Source organism: Brevundimonas sp. FV1ye28 (assembly GCF_058681135.1).
In genome coordinates this window covers 2,903,857-2,919,360 of sequence record NZ_CM178731.1, presented here as the reverse complement: position 1 = coordinate 2,919,360, position 15,504 = coordinate 2,903,857, and the positions used below count along the sequence as shown (strand labels likewise).

Genomic DNA, 15,504 nt, shown 5'->3' with positions numbered 1-15,504 from the left:
TCACAGTAAAGGCGGGAGGTTAAAAATCCGGAAGCGGAGGGTCAGACCTCGGCCGCGGGAAGCTCCAGCACGGCCTTCAGCCCCCCGAGATCGCTGGCCGCCAGGGTCAGGCGTCCGCCATAGGCGCGGGTCAGGTCATCGACGATGGCCAGACCCAGACCGGACCCCGGCGCGTTCTCGTCCATCCGCGCCCCGCGCTTGAGCGCCCCGTCGCGCTGATCGGCGGGCAGGCCCGGCCCGTCGTCCTCGACCACGGCGATCATCTGGCCCAGGCCCGAGGCCCCGGCCGAAACGCGCACCCGGCGTATCGACCATTTGCAGGCGTTCTCCATCAGGTTACCGAGGATTTCCTGCAGGTCCTGCCGCTCGCCCAGAAAGGCCAGTTCGTCGGGCGCGCGCCAGTCGATCTCCACGTCCTTGGACTGGAACACCCGCTCAAGCATGACGGCCAGTTCGTCGACCACCTCGCCCACCGGCGTCTTCTCACCCAGGCCATGGGCGGCGCGGGCGGCGGCGCGGGCGCGGCGCAGATGGTGATCGACCTGCCCCTTCATCACCTCGGACTGACGCCGGACGACATCCGCAAGCAGCCCCGGGTCGCTTCCGGCCTCGGCCAGCATGACCGACAGGGGCGTCTTCAGCGCGTGGGCCAGGTTGCCGACGTGGGTCCTTTGACGCTCCACCACCTCCTGATTGTGGTCCAGCAGGCGGTTCACCTGTTCGGCCAGGGGCTGGATCTCGGTGGGATAGGATTTCTCGATCCGCGCCGCCTTGCCCTTGCGGACATTGGCGATCTCGACCCGCAGATCGAACAGGGGCCGCAGCCCGATCTGGACCTGCAGGAAGACGGCGATGACCAGGCCTATCCCCAGGATCAGAAGCGCGGTCCAGGTGAAGGTCGCGAACTGGCGGGTGTCGACGTCGATCTCGGATCGGTCGAGGCCCGCCATGAAGACGAATGGCCGCCCGTTCAGCGACTTCATGCTGGACGCGATCTGCAACGGCTGGGATCCGTCCGCCAGGATGCCCGGATCATTGTAGCTGAGCGTCGCGCCCATGGCGGCGCGCAGCCGTTCGGGCAGTTCGGGATCGACATAGAGGCTTTCGCCCGCCAGCGACGGGGACTTGGCCAGCACGACGAAGCCGCCCTCGGGATCGACCTCTCCGACCATCCAGTATTTGCCCGACAGGCCGCGCAGGGTGGGCGCGTCCTTGATCTCGGAGACCCTGAGACCGTCCGGCGTCATGACGCTGGCGATGACCACGTCGTCGATCACCGCGCTCAGCTGGTTGTCGAGACGACGCAGCGCGGTCTCGCGGTACTGGGTGGTCAGCATCCAGCCGGTCAGCATCAGGGCGACGACGATCCAGGCGGACGCCAGCCAGATCAGACGGCGCGTGAGGCTGCGGCCCGGACGGCCGAACCAGCGGCCCCAGGACCTCACGGTCTCAGGTTGAGGCGTCGGGGCCTCGTCGCTCACGCCGCTTCGGACTCGCCGGCCAGAGGCGTCAGGCGATAGCCGAGACCGCGCACGGTCTCGATCCGGTCGGACCCGACCTTCTTGCGCAGACGGCCGATGAAGACCTCGATGGTGTTGGAATCGCGGTCGAAGTCCTGGTCGTACAGGTGTTCGACCAGTTCGGTCCGGCTGATGACCCGGCCCTGGTGCATCATCATGTAGTGCAACAGCCGGTATTCCAGCGACGTCAGACGGAGCGGCTCGCCGTTGACCGTCGCCCGCGCCGCGCGCGGATCCAGCCTCAGACCGCCGCACGCCAGGGTCGCCGAGGCGATGCCGGCCGAGCGGCGCAGCAGGGCCCGCAGGCGCGCCAGCAGCTCCTCGGTGTGGAAGGGCTTGGTCAGATAGTCGTCGGCACCGGCGTCGAAGCCCGAGACCTTGTCCGACCAGGCGCCGCGCGCGGTCAGGATCAGGACCGGCGTCGTCTTGCCGTCCCGGCGCCAGCGCTCCAGCACCGACACGCCGTCGATCTTGGGCAGGCCGAGGTCGAGCACGACCACGTCATAGGGTTCGGTGTCGCCCAGGAAATGGGCTTCCTCGCCGTCGGCGGCGTGATCGACCGCATAGCCGGCGTCGCCCAGCGCCTGCTTCAACTGACGCGACAGATCGGCGTCGTCTTCGACCAGGAGAACGCGCATTCGTGGGGTTCCTTCTTAGCCGCGCGAGCTGACGGCGATGTCGATGATGCGACCGTCACGCTCGAAGCGGAACACATAGGAGTCGCCGCGCATGCCCAGCGATCCGACGAAACGGGCGCCCCGCGCACGGGACTGGGCGATGCCTTGCGCCTCCGCTTCCGAGATGCGGCGCTCCTGCCGTTCGAACGACTGCCCGGCGCTACGGTCGCGGTCTCGGTCGCGATCGCCGCGGCCGCCACGATCCTGCGCGCTCGCGGCGCTCAGGGGCGCTGCGGCGATCAGGAGGGACAGGACGAATGCGGACAGGCGGGTCATGAGGCGTCTTCTGCGCCCCACGCTCTGAACGGAGGCTGAACGCCCAGCTTAGGGAGGTTTAACTTCCGACGAAACCGGCCTCTCGCAGCGGATGAACGGAACCTGACCCGCGCCGTTCAGGATCGGCTCAGCGGCGGTCGGCTCTTATCAGGTCAACGCAGCCAGTCCGGTTGCGGAGATCAAAAGTGGAGTGATCCGATGATGAAGAAGATGCTCGTTCCCGCCCTCGTCCTGGCGACGGTCTCCGCCGCCGCCCTGCCGGCCGCGGCCCAGAACTACAACCGTCCGAGCCAGAACCAGAACTATGGCGGCTGGCAGTCGATCAATGTGCGCCAGGCCAACCTGGACCGCCGCATCGACCAGGGCGTCCGCAACGGTCAGCTGAGCCGCCGCGAGGCGACCCGCGTCCGCTCGGAGTTCAACGCCCTGCTGCGACTGGAGGCCAACTATCGTCGCGGCGGCCTGACGGCCTGGGAGCGCACGGATCTGGATCGTCGCTTCGACCGTCTGTCGGCCTCGATCCGCTATGAGCGCAACGACCGCGACAACCGTCGTCGCTAAGGTTTCAACAGCTTCGGGCGGCCACTGACACAGCTCCGATACCCGGCCGTCCGTAAGGAGGGGGCGCGATCCGAAAGGGTCGCGCCCTCTTTCCGTTCCCGGATCAGAACCGCAGCACCGATCCCATGACCGTGACCGCATGGCCCCGGATCAGCACCCGGTCGCCGACCAGCTCCGTCTCGAACCGCCCGCCCCGACCGGGATAAACCTGTTCGAAGGTGAGGTTGGTCCGACCCAGCCTGGCCGCGAACAGGGGCGCCAGACCGCACCGCGCCGAGCCCGTCGCCGGGTCCTCGTCCACCCCGCAGCCGGGACCAAAGAAGCGATCCACCACATCGACGCCGTCGGCCGTGTCGGCCAGGGCGGCGGCGATCACCTGGCCGCCCTCCATCGCGCCCTCGCCGAACGCCATCAGCGCCGGGATGTCCGGCGTCAGCTCGCGCACCGTCTTCGCATCGGCCATGATGGCGATCAGATACCGGCTGGCCCAGACCTCAAGCGGTTCGGCGCCCAGGGCCTCCGCCAGCCCCGCCGGCGTCTCGACCCGCGTCAGGGGATCGGCGGGGAAGTTCATCTCATAGCCCTCGCCGAACCGATCGACGGTCAGGGGCCCCGACGCCGTATCGAACGTCAGCCGGCGCGTCTCCAGCCCCAGCTCCCGCCACAGGACATGGGCCGCCGACAGGGTCGCATGGCCGCACAGGGAGACCTCCGTCGTCGGGGTGAACCAGCGCAGGTCGAACCGCGCGGGGTCCGCTGTGGTCCTGAGGAAGGCGGTCTCCGAATGCTTGTTCTCGGCCGCCAGCGACTGCATCCATCCGGCGTCGGGCCAGGCGTCGAGGGGCTGAAGCACGGCGGCGGGATTGCCCATGAAGGGGCGGTCGGCAAAGGCGTCCACGGTCCACTGGCGCATCAGACGCTCTCCGGTTCGATCACGGTCAGTTCGGGCCACAGGGCCAGACGCTTCTCGACCACACCCGCCCAATCCTTGGCAACGCCGCGGTTCGGATTGGGTCGCACGATCAGCTCGAACAGATCCGTCAGCCCGAGCGGCGCCGCGACGCTGATGGTGTCGTCCGCCTCCAGCCGAACCCCGATGGCGAAGGCCGGCGCCACGAACCGCTCAAGCGCCTCGTCTGTGTTCGAGATGGGGTCGTAGGGTTCGCCGAAATGGGCCGGGAACCAGATCGGTACACGAGCCTGATTGCGCACCTCGACATCGGTCCTGAACGGCTCCTCGAAGGCGGCGGCGACGCGTTTGATGATGACATCCTCGGCGTCCCACGACGTGTCGAGATCGAAATAGCCGAGGTCGAAGTCCTTGCGACCATAGCCGGCCGGCCGCCCGGTCAGCGCGTTCCAGACCGACTGATAGACGGCCCCGGAGAACACCCGCCAATCCGGCAGGCCCAAGCCCCTGACCGTCTTCAAAACATGCATGAGATCGGCATCCGCCCGAACGATCTCGATCAGTCGCGATTCAAGGGCCTCGCTCATGAACATCTGTCCGCTTCCGTGCGTTGTGGTCCTACTGAGACCGAGAGGACCGATCCGATGAGCGAACCCAAACCCGGCGACCCCGGATACGGCCGAGACGAGGACATGGAGCGGCTGCGCGGCACCAACCGCCCCGCCGAGGCCCATATCCACAGCGAGCCCAACGAGGGCCATCCGATCCGCGTCTCGCCCCAGCCGGACGAGCCGGACGGCGGCGGGGTGACCGAACAGATCTGACCGGTCACCGCGCGTCCTTGAGCGGCCAGCCATGGTCCAGTGGACCATGGCCGTGGCCCAGACCCGGCGCGCGGCGGATCGCCTCCGACACATAGGCCCAGGCCTCCGCGACCGCCGTTTCCAGCGGCCAGCCCAGCGCCAGTCCCGCCGCAATGGCGCTGGCCAGAGTGCAACCGGTGCCATGTGTCGAGCTCGTCTCGATGCGGGGCCCTTCCAGCATGGTTTCCCCATTCGGGGTCAGCAGCAGGTCGATCACCGTATCGCCCGGCACATGGCCGCCCTTCATCAGGACCGCCTTGGCGCCGAGTTCGAGCAGGGCCGCCCCCGCCCGGCGCTGGCCGTCCAGATCCGTCACCGCGATCCCGGTCAGGGCCTCGGCCTCCGGCGCATTGGGGGTCAGCAGGGCTGCGCGAGGGATCATCAATCGACGAACCGCCTCGATGGCGTCCTCGGCCAGCAGGGGTGCCCCGCCCTTGGCCACCATGACCGGATCGATCACGGCCGGCACCTTCGAGGTGTCGAGGATGGCCGCGACCCTCTCCACCACCTCCACCGACCCCAGCATGCCGGTCTTGATCGCGTCGGCGCCGATATCGTCCAGCACCGCCCGCGCCTGGGCCTCGATCAGGTCGAGCGGCAGGGGGTGCACGCCGTGAACGCCCAGCGTGTTCTGGACCGTGATCGCCGTGATCGAGGTCGCCGCATAACCGCCCATGGCCGTCACGGCCTTGATATCGGCCTGGATGCCGGCGCCGCCGCCGGAATCCGATCCGGCGATGATCAGGACGCGCCCACGCGCTTGGGTCTCGATCGAAGTCATAGGGCTGGATGCGTCACACGCGACGACTAGGCAAGGCCCCTCGGCTAGCCTGCGCCGACGATCGCCGCCTGCACCGCCAGGGCCTGAACCGTCTCGCGCACGTCGTGGACCCGGATGACGGCCGCGCCGCGCCGCGCGCCCTCCAGAGCGATGGCCAGAGACCCGCCCAGCCGGTCGTTCGCCTCGGTCGCTGAGGGGTCGATGTTTCGGATCATACGCTTCCGGCTGGCGCCCAGGAGGACCGGAAAACCCAGGCCGCCCAGCGCATCCAGCCGGGCGATTAATGCCAGATTGTGCTCGATGGTCTTGCCGAAGCCGATGCCGGGATCGAGCGTGATCTTCGCCCGCGCCACGCCCGCCGCCATCGCCGACTCAGCCCGGCGGCCGAGGTAGTCGGCGACCTCGGTCACGACGTCGCCGTAGCGGGGTTCCACCTGCATCGAGCGCGGTTCGCCCAGCATGTGCATCAGGATCACCTCGCAGCCCAGCTCGGCCGCGACCTCGGGTGCGTCTGGCGCATAGGTCAGGGCCGTGACGTCGTTCCAGATCGTCGCCCCGGCCGCCACCGCCGCCCGCGCCACCTGGGGCTTCATGGTGTCGATCGAGATCGGCCCGTTCCAGCGCGCGTGCACCGCCTCGATCACCGGCACGGTCCGCGCGATCTCCTCCTCGACCGAGACCGGTTCGGCGCCGGGCCGCGTCGATTCCCCACCGATGTCGAGAATGTCGGCCCCGTCGCCGATCAGCTTCATCGCCTGGGCCAGCCCGTCCTCGACCGAGGCATGGCGCCCGCCGTCGGAGAAACTGTCCGGGGTGACGTTCAGGATGCCCATGACCCGTGGCCGCATCACGCTCATCCTCGCTTCTGCGGATAGGGGGTCTCGCCGCGCGCCAGCATGGCGACGAGGTCGGCGATCTTCTTGCGACGGCCCGCCTCGGTCTTCAGAGCATTGGTGCGGTGGATCAGGGCGAAACGGTTCTGACTGGTCAGGACGTCGAACAGGGCCTTCGCTTTCGGCTCGGCGTCGATGGCGGCCCGCAGATCCTCCGGGACCTCCGCCCCCTTGACCCGATAGGTCTTGGCCCAGCGCCCGTCCGCCTTCGCCGCCTCGACGTGCGCCAGGCCCGAAGCCTGCATGGTTCCGTCGGCGATCATGCGTTCGGCGTGGGCGACGTTGATCTCGCTCCAGCTGCTCTTGGGTCCGCGCGGGGTGAACCGTTGCAGGAAGCTGACGTCGTCCAGGCTTTTCCGCACCCCATCGATCCAGCCCCAGGCGATGGCGACCGGGATCGCCTCCTTCCAGCTGACGCTCGGCGTGCCGGACCCGACCTTGAACACCCGGATCCAGAGTTCGGGCGCTTCGGCGTGGTTCGACTTCAGCCAGCCGTGGAAGGCCTCGGCATCGGCGAACGCCTGGACCCGTGCCGGATCGACCGTGATCGGCGCCATCAGTCCCTCTTTCCGATCAGTCCGCCCAGGGCCTCAAGATAGGCCGCGAACGCCTTTCGGCCAGAGGGGGTCAGGGTCACGCGCGTCAGGGGCTTGTTGTTCTGAAAGCTCTTGGCGATGGCGACGTGACCCGCCTCCTCCAGCTTCTTCAGGTGGACGGACAGGTTGCCCTGGGTCGCTTCCAGCACGGTCTTCAGCTCGGTGAAGTCCGCCGTCTCGACGTCGGCCAGATAGACCATGATCCCCAGCCGCATGCGACCGTGGATGACCTCGTCGATCTTGCCGAGATCGCCCAGAGCCATGGATCAGGCGACCTTTGCCTTGGCTTCGCGCAGCATGATCCAGCCCGGCAGGGCGAACAGCCCGAACAGGGCGACGGTGCAGACATACAGATAGGCGTCCGGCTGGCGCACCAGCAGGCCCAGCGCCACGGCCGTCAGCCAGCCCCCCGCCGAGGTCAGGAGCATCCAGAGCTTCTTCTTCAGCACCCAGGCCACGGCCCAGGCGGCCGCCTGCAAACCGAACACCACGGCCGGGTAATAGAGCCACAGGGCGAAATCCTGATCCCGCCAGGCGCCCACGCCGAAGATGATGATCATGGCCAGATTGACCATGCCGGCGCTGGAGAAGCCCGCGTTCAGCGTCCGGCTCGCCAGCGGCCCGCGATTGCCGCCGCCCTCGCGCCTGTCGCGGATCGAGGCCCAGACGATGGTCGCGCAGACCGCCACGTTGATGCCGATGACGAAAACCAGGTTGGCCAGATCCGGCCAGCGGATGACGCCCACGATCTGGCCGATATGGAACAGGCACTGCAGCCCATAGAGCAGCCCGCCCGCCATATAGACGATGGCCATGGTGATCGACGGCTTGCCGCCGCCCTCGACGATCGAGCGCAGGAAGGCGAGGTCGGCTTCAGCAGACGGCGGCTTTCGGCTGGCGGGCATAGGCGATTCTCTCGTGAGACCGGCCCGTCCGGGGTGGACGAGCCGGTCGGTCTTGGCAAGCTATTCGGCGGGAACGGCCGCGACGGTCGGCGTCCGGCGCCAGGGCACGCTTCGGCCGTTCAGCCACCGGCCCATGAAGCTATGCCGCACCAGCAGTTCGTAGGTCATCAGGCAGACGGCGAAGACCGCCAGCGACACGCCCGCCAGCTTCAGCCACCACGGCCCTGCCCAGTCCTGCACCCAGACCTGGGCCAGCATGACCAGCGGCAGGTGCAGGATGTAGACCCAGTAGGAAGCGTCGGCGAGATAGCGCCGGATCGCGCTGTGGCCCGACAGGAACCGGAGGCACAGCCCCGTGGCCGCAAACGCCGAGGACCAGACCGCCAGAGCCACGGTCCAGGCGGCCACGGCCTTGTCCTGCGTCGGCTCCACCATCGGCTCGATGACCGGACCGCCGGCCAGGTAATAGGCGGCCGCCCCCGAGACCACGGCGACCGCCAGCACGATCGGCGACGAAGTCGCGATCCGGTCCAGCAGGTCGCGGCGACGGTCGATCAGGAAGCCGATCCCGAACGCCAGGCCGAAGCCTACCAAGGACGCCGTGTGCGGCACGACGCCAGCGTCCGGCGTCGGGACGGCGAAGAAGGCGATCCATTTCGGATCCAGCCAGAAGGCCAGACCCAGCGGAACCGCCAGGACGGCAGGCGTCCATGGCCCGATCAGCGCGCCGGTGAACCGGTCCACGGCCCGGCCCCAGCCACCGTCCTTGTCCAGCAGGGCGAACGGCGCCCGCAGGATCAGGACCGCCGCATAGAAGAGCATCAGCACATAGAGGAACCACAGATGGGTCAGCGGAAAGTTGGTCCAGTCATAGGTCGGCGGGGGCGGCGGCGGCGCGCCCGGAACGACCAGTCCGTTCTTGTGGGCGGTCCAGATCAGCGCCCCGACGATCCCGACCATGACCGGGAACCAGAAGGTGCCAAGCGGCCCCGCGATCCGCATCAGCCGATCCTTCGCGAACCCCATCCAGCCCCGCCGCGCCAGCATCATGTGGGCGAACAGGCCGGCGATCATGAAGAAGCTCGTCATGCGGAACAGGTGGATGGCGAAGAACAGCCAGACGGCCCCAAGCGACGTGCTGTCGTCGCTGACGATCCAGATCTGCTGCGGGAAGAAGCTCAGGCTGGTGTGCAGGACGACGCCCAGCAGCAGGGCCCCGCCCCGCAGCGCGTCCAGGCCGTGCAGCCGTTCGGGCCGGTCGATGTCGGTGGTCATGGTGGCTCTCCCCTCGTCACAGGAGCCCACTTCTCACAGACTTGTTTGAATTGCAAACTTGTTCGCCAAAGAACACCCCGCGCCGGTTTCCCGAGGCGGGGTGCTGAAGGCCTAATGGACGGTCGGGTGCTCGTCCTTGGCGACGACAGTGACGCCTTCCGAGACCGGGGTGACCGGCACGGAGACCGAGGGACCGGCGTTGGGGAAGTTGTTCTCGTCGCGGTTCGGCGCGGCGCCCTTCTCCAGCAGGTCCTTGATCTCTTCGCCCGACAGGGTCTCGTACTCGAGCAGGGCCTGGGCCAGGGTTTCCAGATCCGCGGCCTTGTCGGTCAGGATCTTGCGGGCCTCGTCCCAGCCGGAGGTGACCAGACGTTTGACCTCGGCGTCGATGGTGCGGGCGGTCTCTTCACTGACATTCTGGCTGCGGGCGACCGAGTGACCCAGGAAGACCTCCTGCTCGTTCTCGCCGTAGGCCACCGTGCCCAGCACGTCGGAGAAGCCCCACTGGGTCACCATGCGGCGGGCCAGCTTCGAGGCCTGCTGGATGTCGGACGAGGCGCCCGAGGTGATGTTCTCCTTGCCGAAGATCAGCTCCTCGGCCACGCGACCGCCGGCCATGATGGCGATGCGATCGACCATCTGCTGGTACTTCATCGAATAGCGGTCGCCTTCCGGCAGCTGCATCACCATGCCCAGGGCCTGGCCGCGCGGGACGATGGTCGCCTTGTGCACCGGGTCGGCCATCTTGACGTTCATGGCGACGATGGCGTGGCCGCCCTCGTGATAGGCCGTCAGGCGCTTTTCTTCCTCGTTCATGGCCATGGAGCGACGCTCCGAGCCCATCATCACCTTGTCCTTGGCGTCTTCGAAATCGCGATGGGTGACCATGCGACGATCCTTGCGGGCCGCCAGCAGGGCCGCTTCGTTGACGAGGTTGGCCAGATCGGCGCCGGAGAAGCCCGGCGTGCCGCGCGCGATCGTCTTGACGTTGACGTCGGCGGCCAGGGGCACGTCCTTCATGTGGACGCGCAGAATGCGTTCGCGACCCGAGACGTCGGGGTTCGGCACCACGACCTGACGGTCGAAGCGGCCGGGACGCAGCAGGGCCGGATCCAGGACGTCGGGGCGGTTGGTCGCGGCGATCAGGATGATGTTCTCGGACACCTCAAAGCCGTCCATCTCGACCAGCAGCTGATTCAGGGTCTGCTCGCGCTCGTCGTTGCCGCCGCCCAGGCCCGCGCCCCGGTGACGACCGACGGCGTCGATCTCATCGATGAAGATGATGCAGGGGGCGTTCTTCTTGGCCTGTTCGAACATGTCGCGCACGCGGCTGGCACCGACGCCGACGAACATCTCGACGAAGTCCGAACCCGAGATGGAGAAGAAGGGCACGCCGGCCTCACCCGCGACGGCGCGGGCCAGCAGCGTCTTGCCGGTGCCGGGAGGGCCGACCAGCAGGGCGCCCTTGGGGATCTTGCCGCCCAGACGCTGGAACTTGGCCGGGTCCTTGAGGAAGTCGACGACCTCCTGCAGTTCGTCCTTGGCTTCGTCCACGCCGGCGACGTCGTCGAAGGTCTTGCGACCTTTGTGTTCGGTCAGAAGCTTGGCCTTGGACTTGCCGAAGCCCATGGCACCGCGCGCCCCGCCCTGCATCTGTCGCATGAAGAAGATCCAGACACCGACCAGCAGCAGGATCGGCAGCAGGCCCAGAAGCGCGTTCATCCAGATCGACTGGCGTACGGTCTTGGCGCCGACATCGACCCCGGCGGCGTCCAGCCGGGCGGCAAGCTCGCTGTCCGAGATCGGCACGACGGCGGTGAAGCGGTTGTCGTTCTGGTAGACGCCCGTGACCTGGTCGCCCGAGATCAAGACCGACTTGACCTCGCCGGCAGCGACCTTGTCGTTGAGTTCCGAATAGGTGATGGCCGTGGGCCGCGCCTGAGCGCCACCGGCCTGTCCGGGCATGCTCGCGCCGCCGTTCTGGCTGATGGCGGCATAGACGGCCAGAAGGCCCAGAATGATCACGCCCCAGATCGCCAGGTTACGCAGGTTCATCGGTTGAAATCCTCGTCGCCGATCCCGTCGGACCGACTGATGTTACGTCGTTGTCGTCAAAATAGGTCAGGCGGCGGCGTTTCGCCATGGATGGCAAGAGAGAGGTCGCTTTCCTGCGTCGTTTCGCCCAGCGCAAGGCTGAGGCGGCGCGGCGCGAGGTTGCGGACCTCCGCCTCCCGCCATGCAAGAACCGGCGCATCCCCGCCGTCCCGGATCAGGACCGGCAGAGCCGCCCTCGCCCAGGCCGGAGCGGTGTTCACGATGGCGCGATCCGGTTTTGACAGGGCGTTCAGACGGCCCGAGGCTGAGGTGATGGTCCAGCCAGGCTCGCGGGCGGTGATTTCGTAGCGGCCGTCCCAGACGGTTGGCGCGGCGGGAGACAGAGGGATGTCCGCGACCGGCCGACGGCGCATTTCACCGGCTTCCCGCCCGATGACGACCGTGTCGCCCGTCGCCTTTAGACGCGCCCCGGCGAGGGTGGCTGTGAAGTTTTCGCCGGCGTTCAACCTCTTCGTCAGCGTCTCGAGCCGATCCCCTCGCAGGGGGGGGGCGCTTCCGGAGACGCACACCAGCACTGCGGCCAGTTCTGTCGCGTTGATCGACCGATCCACTTCAAAACCCTCTCCCAGAGGGAGAGGGCTTGAGCGCACGACGGCTTGCCGTCGTTCTGGCGCGAAAGGGTGAGGGGTAGGGTGTGAGCCGGTAAGGGCAAAACCCCTCACCCTTTCGGCTGAAGACGCATCGCTCCGCTCTGCGAGCCTCAAGCCCGTCGCCGGATCGCATGCGATCCTTCCTCCACCCACAGTGAGAGGGTTCAACGCTCTACGTGCGGCGCCTCGCCCGAACGCGGCATTCCCCGGATCCTCGATCCACTCACGCCTGGCCTCACGCAGCCAATCCCGCAAAACCTCGCGCTCTTCCGCCAGCAGGGGGCGCAGCAGCATCAGCCCCCGCCCCTCCGGCCAGGCCGGGCTCGGCGACCAGTCCCTCAGCCGCCCCAGCGTCGATCCACGCGCCCGCATCCAGTCGCTCTCGGCGATATCGTCGGCGGTATGGGCGAAAAGCACGATCCGCGCCCCTGCCTCTCGCGCCGCCTCCGCGATCAGCCCGTGCCGCGCCCGACGCGCCGCTGCGGGCAGACCCGTCGCCGGCTTCTCCGCCTCCCAGCGTCTCTCGATCCAGTCCGCCCCGACCGCGCGCGCAGCCGCCTCGCACCGCCGCGACCACTCCCGACTTTCCGGGTTCAATCCATGATCGACGGTGATCGCCAGCAGCCTGCGACCGGCGCGCCTGGCCCAGATCGCCGCCATTCCCAGCAAGGCCATGGAGTCCCCGCCGCCGGACAAGGCCAGCGCCACCGGATGCTCGACGCCCTTTTGCAGCAGCGCGTCCAGCCGCGCCGCGACCCGGCCTTCCAGTTCGGTCGCCGGGCCGTCCCGGCTCAGCGGCAGCTCGCCCGGGTGCGGGTCTCGGCCGCGATGGCGCGCAGCGCCGGCGTCGAGGTCGCCTCATAGCGACGGGCGTACTCGCCTAAGGCCGCGCAAGACTGCGGATTGCGGTTGGTGGCGTTCAGCCCGCGCGCCAGCTTCAACGTCACCTCGCCCGCCCACGACAGCGTCGGCCAGCCCGCCAGTGCAGAGGCATACTGCTGCACCGCGCCGGCCTGATCGCCGCTCGCGCGGATGATGTCGCCGATACGCCAGACGGCTTCCTTGCCCGACGGCGTGTCCGGCCAGTTGTTCGCCACGGCCTCGAGAGCCGCCCGCGAGGCCGCCGCATCGGTCAGGGCCCGTGCGGCCGCCAGATCGGAAACGGCGTCCCCGGTCGGCGAGCGCGGTCCGCGCGCGGCCTCTTCGGCGGCGGCGGCGGCAGCCCGGGCGGATGCCTCGGCGGCGCTTTCGATCCGTTCGACGCGGGCGTCTGCATCGTTCAGGCGGGCGCGCAGGGCGGCGTTGTCGCGGTCGCTTTCGTCGAGTTGGAAGGTCAGCCGCTCCAGATCGCCGTTCACGCGCTGGACGGTCGCCTCCATGTCCTGAAGGCGGCGATCCATCTGGGCCACCCGGCCCTGCAGGGCGATCAGTTCGGGATCGGATTCGACCAGCTGGGGCTCGCCCTGGCTGTTTCTCTGCGTCAGGGCGCGTTCCAGCCGCCGGACATTGCGGTCCAGGTTGTCGAGGCGGCGCACATCCCACTGGATCGCCGGCAGGGGCTGGGTCTGGGCGATCACCGCCCCGCCGATCAGGCCGAGACCGACCGTGGCCAGGACGATGTTCCGGAACGAGAATGGGCTCTTCATGGCGCTACAGCTTTCATCGTTTTGAGGCCGCCGCAAGGCGTCAGGTTCCAAAGCCCAGATAGAAGACGGCCAGGACGAACAGGGTCGAGACGAACAGGCAGAAGAACAGCAGGAACGCCGTCCGCCAGAGCGCCGACCAGATCGACAGGCTATAGGCCCCCTTCAACTGAGCGAACATGTGCACCGGGACGGCGAGGGTGCCGACCAGGCCCAGGAAGCCCGCGAGCACCCCATTCATTCGCCCCAGAACACCGAGCGCCAGGAACAGGATGGACATGAAGGTCAGGGAATAGAGGACGAAAACCCCGTGGTCATAGAGGGTGAATCCTCGCTTCCACACGAACAGCAGCCACATGAAGGGGATCGAGAACGGCACCAGAAGCCAGGCGAACTTGTAGGTCGTCTGCTGGAATTTGTAGACGGCCAGGTCCGGGTTACCGAGCTTGTGCAGGATCTTCTCCTGGGTTTTCTTGTCGCCGATGCCGACGTGGAAATTCTCGCCATGGACCGTGTCGGCCATGTTCGCCTGCCAGCTTCCGGGCGTCAGCCCGTCGGTGCGGGGGCCGCCGGCCTTGGCCTCGTTCAACGCCTCGAGCTGGTTCTGTGCGGCGTCGAGACCGGCCTCCAGCCCCGTCTGCACGCCTTCGGCTCCGGGTTCGTCGGCCGCGACGCGAGGCACGTTGGCCGAAATCTGGGTGTTCAGTTCGGCCACCGCCGTCTCGGCATTGGCGATGCGCTCGTCCAGGCTGCCGGTCTGGGGGGCGACGAAGTCGCCCGCGAAGCTCAGGGCGAAGAACATCAGGAAGATCGTGAACAGGAAGATGGCCAGCGGCGAGACATAACGCGTCCGCTTGCCCTGCACCCACTCACGCGTCAGCCGCCCCGGGTTTCCGATCAGCAGCGGCAGGGTGCGCCAGATGCGGGCGTCGAAATGCATGACGCCGTGCAGCACCTCTTCGCCTAGGTGCAGCAGCGAGCGGTGGACGTGGGTCGGCTGGCCGCAGTTGGCGCAGAAGTTTCCGCTCGTGGGTTCGCCGCAGTCGCTGCAGGTCCCGACGTGATCGTCGCCCGCATGCCCGGTCGGCTTCTCGATCGCCCCCGCGATCAGCCCGCCGGTCGCAAGACCGCCGGCCGCATCCACATCCACCATCGGGTCCCCCAACGCCTGCCCGGCCCCTATGTGCAGCGCAGCGAACCAGGGGTCAAAAGGAAAGGGCGTCCGCACCGCGAACGCCCTCCCAAATCACATACCAAACGCGCTCAAGTCGCGAGCCGTAGCCTGTCCTCCGACCGATCAAGATCGGATCGGGGGGCGTCGCGAGCGATAGCGCCTTAACCTACTGCGCGCCCGAGGCGATGGCCGTGCGGCCGTTGCGGTTCCGCGCCCACGAGTCCTCGCTGGCCCCTTCGGCGATCGGGCGTTCCTTGCCGAAGCTGATGGTGTCGATACGGCCGGCCGAGACGCCGCGCTGGATCAGATAGTTGCGGATCGATTCCGCCCGGCGGGCGCCCAGGGCCAGGTTGTACTCGCGGGTGCCGCGTTCGTCGGCATTGCCCTCGATCCGGACCGAGATCTGGGGATAGCGGGCCAGCCACTGGGCCTGGGCGTCGAGGCGCGGATAGGCCTCGGGGCTGACCTGATAGGAATCGAGGTCGAAATAGATGCGGTCGCCGACGTTGACGACGAAGTCCTGTTCCGAACCCGGCGCGCCCGAACCAATGTTGCCGCCGTCGATGCCGCCGGTACCGGGGCCGGGATAGGCGGGGTTATCGATCGCCGGGCCGCCGGTGTTGCCGTCGGTCACGCCCGTCACCGGACGACGCGGGGCGCATGCGGCCATGGACAGGGCGACAAGACCGACCACGGCCAGTTTGTTGAGGGTCGATACGGTCATC

18 protein-coding genes are annotated in these 15,504 nt (G+C 68.0%); 2 read left to right on the top strand and 16 right to left on the bottom strand.

Features of this window, described 5'->3' with window-relative positions; all coding sequences use genetic code 11:
• Window positions 1-41 precede the first annotated feature (41 nt).
• From ACW171_RS14390 to ACW171_RS14380, 3 genes are read right to left on the bottom strand one after another with little or no spacing between them, the layout of a single operon-like run.
• A complete protein-coding gene (locus ACW171_RS14390) occupies window positions 42-1,481 on the bottom strand; it encodes a sensor histidine kinase (RefSeq protein WP_492094139.1) in 1,440 nt (479 codons plus the stop codon).
• A complete protein-coding gene (locus ACW171_RS14385; RefSeq protein ID WP_492094137.1) occupies window positions 1,478-2,158 on the bottom strand; it encodes a response regulator transcription factor in 681 nt (226 codons plus the stop codon). Before ACW171_RS14385 ends, ACW171_RS14390 begins: the two co-directional genes overlap by 4 nt.
• A 15-nt stretch (window positions 2,159-2,173) precedes the next feature.
• Window positions 2,174-2,473, bottom strand: coding sequence for a hypothetical protein (locus ACW171_RS14380; protein ID WP_492094135.1), 300 nt, complete (start codon window positions 2,471-2,473; stop codon window positions 2,174-2,176).
• A gap of 201 nt (window positions 2,474-2,674) precedes the next feature.
• Between ACW171_RS14380 and ACW171_RS14375 the strand changes: the two genes are divergently transcribed.
• Window positions 2,675-3,034 carry a hypothetical protein gene (locus tag ACW171_RS14375; RefSeq protein WP_492094133.1) on the top strand — a complete coding sequence of 120 codons (360 nt, stop codon included), beginning with the start codon at window positions 2,675-2,677 and terminating at the stop codon, window positions 3,032-3,034.
• A 103-nt stretch (window positions 3,035-3,137) separates the two neighbouring features.
• On the opposite strand, the gene ACW171_RS14370 is transcribed toward ACW171_RS14375, so the two are convergent.
• Together ACW171_RS14370 and ACW171_RS14365 are read right to left on the bottom strand one after the other, a co-directional pair.
• On the bottom strand, window positions 3,138-3,947 hold the full coding sequence (locus ACW171_RS14370; RefSeq protein WP_492094131.1) for a PhzF family phenazine biosynthesis protein: 810 nt from the start codon (window positions 3,945-3,947) through the stop codon (window positions 3,138-3,140).
• The gene (locus ACW171_RS14365) at window positions 3,947-4,531 is read right to left on the bottom strand and encodes a nucleotidyltransferase family protein (RefSeq protein ID WP_492094129.1); all 585 of its coding nucleotides are present in this window, start codon (window positions 4,529-4,531) and stop codon (window positions 3,947-3,949) included. The genes ACW171_RS14370 and ACW171_RS14365 overlap by 1 nt, the downstream gene beginning before the upstream one ends.
• Window positions 4,532-4,588: 57 nt before the next feature.
• Between ACW171_RS14365 and ACW171_RS14360 the strand changes: the two genes are divergently transcribed.
• Window positions 4,589-4,768, top strand: coding sequence for a hypothetical protein (locus ACW171_RS14360; protein ID WP_492094127.1), 180 nt, complete (start codon window positions 4,589-4,591; stop codon window positions 4,766-4,768).
• Between the two features lie 4 nt (window positions 4,769-4,772).
• On the opposite strand, the gene thiD is transcribed toward ACW171_RS14360, so the two are convergent.
• The 11 genes from thiD to pal all read right to left on the bottom strand — a co-directional run bounded on the left by thiD (window position 4,773) and on the right by pal (window position 15,503).
• Complete coding sequence (gene thiD, locus ACW171_RS14355; protein ID WP_492094125.1) at window positions 4,773-5,588, bottom strand: bifunctional hydroxymethylpyrimidine kinase/phosphomethylpyrimidine kinase; 816 nt, start codon at window positions 5,586-5,588, stop codon at window positions 4,773-4,775.
• A 44-nt stretch (window positions 5,589-5,632) separates the two neighbouring features.
• Complete coding sequence (folP, locus tag ACW171_RS14350) at window positions 5,633-6,445, bottom strand: dihydropteroate synthase (RefSeq protein WP_492094123.1); 813 nt, start codon at window positions 6,443-6,445, stop codon at window positions 5,633-5,635.
• The gene (locus ACW171_RS14345) at window positions 6,442-7,038 is read right to left on the bottom strand and encodes a YdeI/OmpD-associated family protein (protein ID WP_492094121.1); all 597 of its coding nucleotides are present in this window, start codon (window positions 7,036-7,038) and stop codon (window positions 6,442-6,444) included. Before ACW171_RS14345 ends, folP begins: the two co-directional genes overlap by 4 nt.
• Window positions 7,038-7,340, bottom strand: coding sequence for a winged helix-turn-helix domain-containing protein (locus tag ACW171_RS14340; protein WP_492094119.1), 303 nt, complete (start codon window positions 7,338-7,340; stop codon window positions 7,038-7,040). Before ACW171_RS14340 ends, ACW171_RS14345 begins: the two co-directional genes overlap by 1 nt.
• Window positions 7,341-7,343: 3 nt before the next feature.
• Complete coding sequence (locus ACW171_RS14335; RefSeq protein ID WP_492094117.1) at window positions 7,344-7,982, bottom strand: hypothetical protein; 639 nt, start codon at window positions 7,980-7,982, stop codon at window positions 7,344-7,346.
• Window positions 7,983-8,042: 60 nt separating this feature from the next.
• Window positions 8,043-9,257, bottom strand: coding sequence for an acyltransferase family protein (locus ACW171_RS14330; RefSeq protein ID WP_492094116.1), 1,215 nt, complete (start codon window positions 9,255-9,257; stop codon window positions 8,043-8,045).
• 111 nt (window positions 9,258-9,368) lie between these two features.
• The gene (gene ftsH, locus ACW171_RS14325) at window positions 9,369-11,312 is read right to left on the bottom strand and encodes an ATP-dependent zinc metalloprotease FtsH (RefSeq protein WP_492094114.1); all 1,944 of its coding nucleotides are present in this window, start codon (window positions 11,310-11,312) and stop codon (window positions 9,369-9,371) included.
• Between the two features lie 56 nt (window positions 11,313-11,368).
• Window positions 11,369-12,730 (bottom strand): tRNA lysidine(34) synthetase TilS, encoded by a 1,362-nt coding sequence (gene tilS, locus ACW171_RS14320; RefSeq protein ID WP_492096641.1) that lies wholly within the window; start codon window positions 12,728-12,730, stop codon window positions 11,369-11,371.
• 23 nt (window positions 12,731-12,753) lie between these two features.
• Window positions 12,754-13,608 carry a tetratricopeptide repeat protein gene (locus ACW171_RS14315; RefSeq protein WP_492094112.1) on the bottom strand — a complete coding sequence of 285 codons (855 nt, stop codon included), beginning with the start codon at window positions 13,606-13,608 and terminating at the stop codon, window positions 12,754-12,756.
• A gap of 40 nt (window positions 13,609-13,648) precedes the next feature.
• Entirely contained in the window at window positions 13,649-14,758 is a 1,110-nt protein-coding gene (locus ACW171_RS14310) for a DUF3667 domain-containing protein (protein ID WP_492094110.1), read from the bottom strand.
• A 187-nt stretch (window positions 14,759-14,945) separates the two neighbouring features.
• Window positions 14,946-15,503 (bottom strand): peptidoglycan-associated lipoprotein Pal, encoded by a 558-nt coding sequence (gene pal / locus ACW171_RS14305; RefSeq protein ID WP_492096640.1) that lies wholly within the window; start codon window positions 15,501-15,503, stop codon window positions 14,946-14,948.
• Window position 15,504 lies beyond the last annotated feature (1 nt).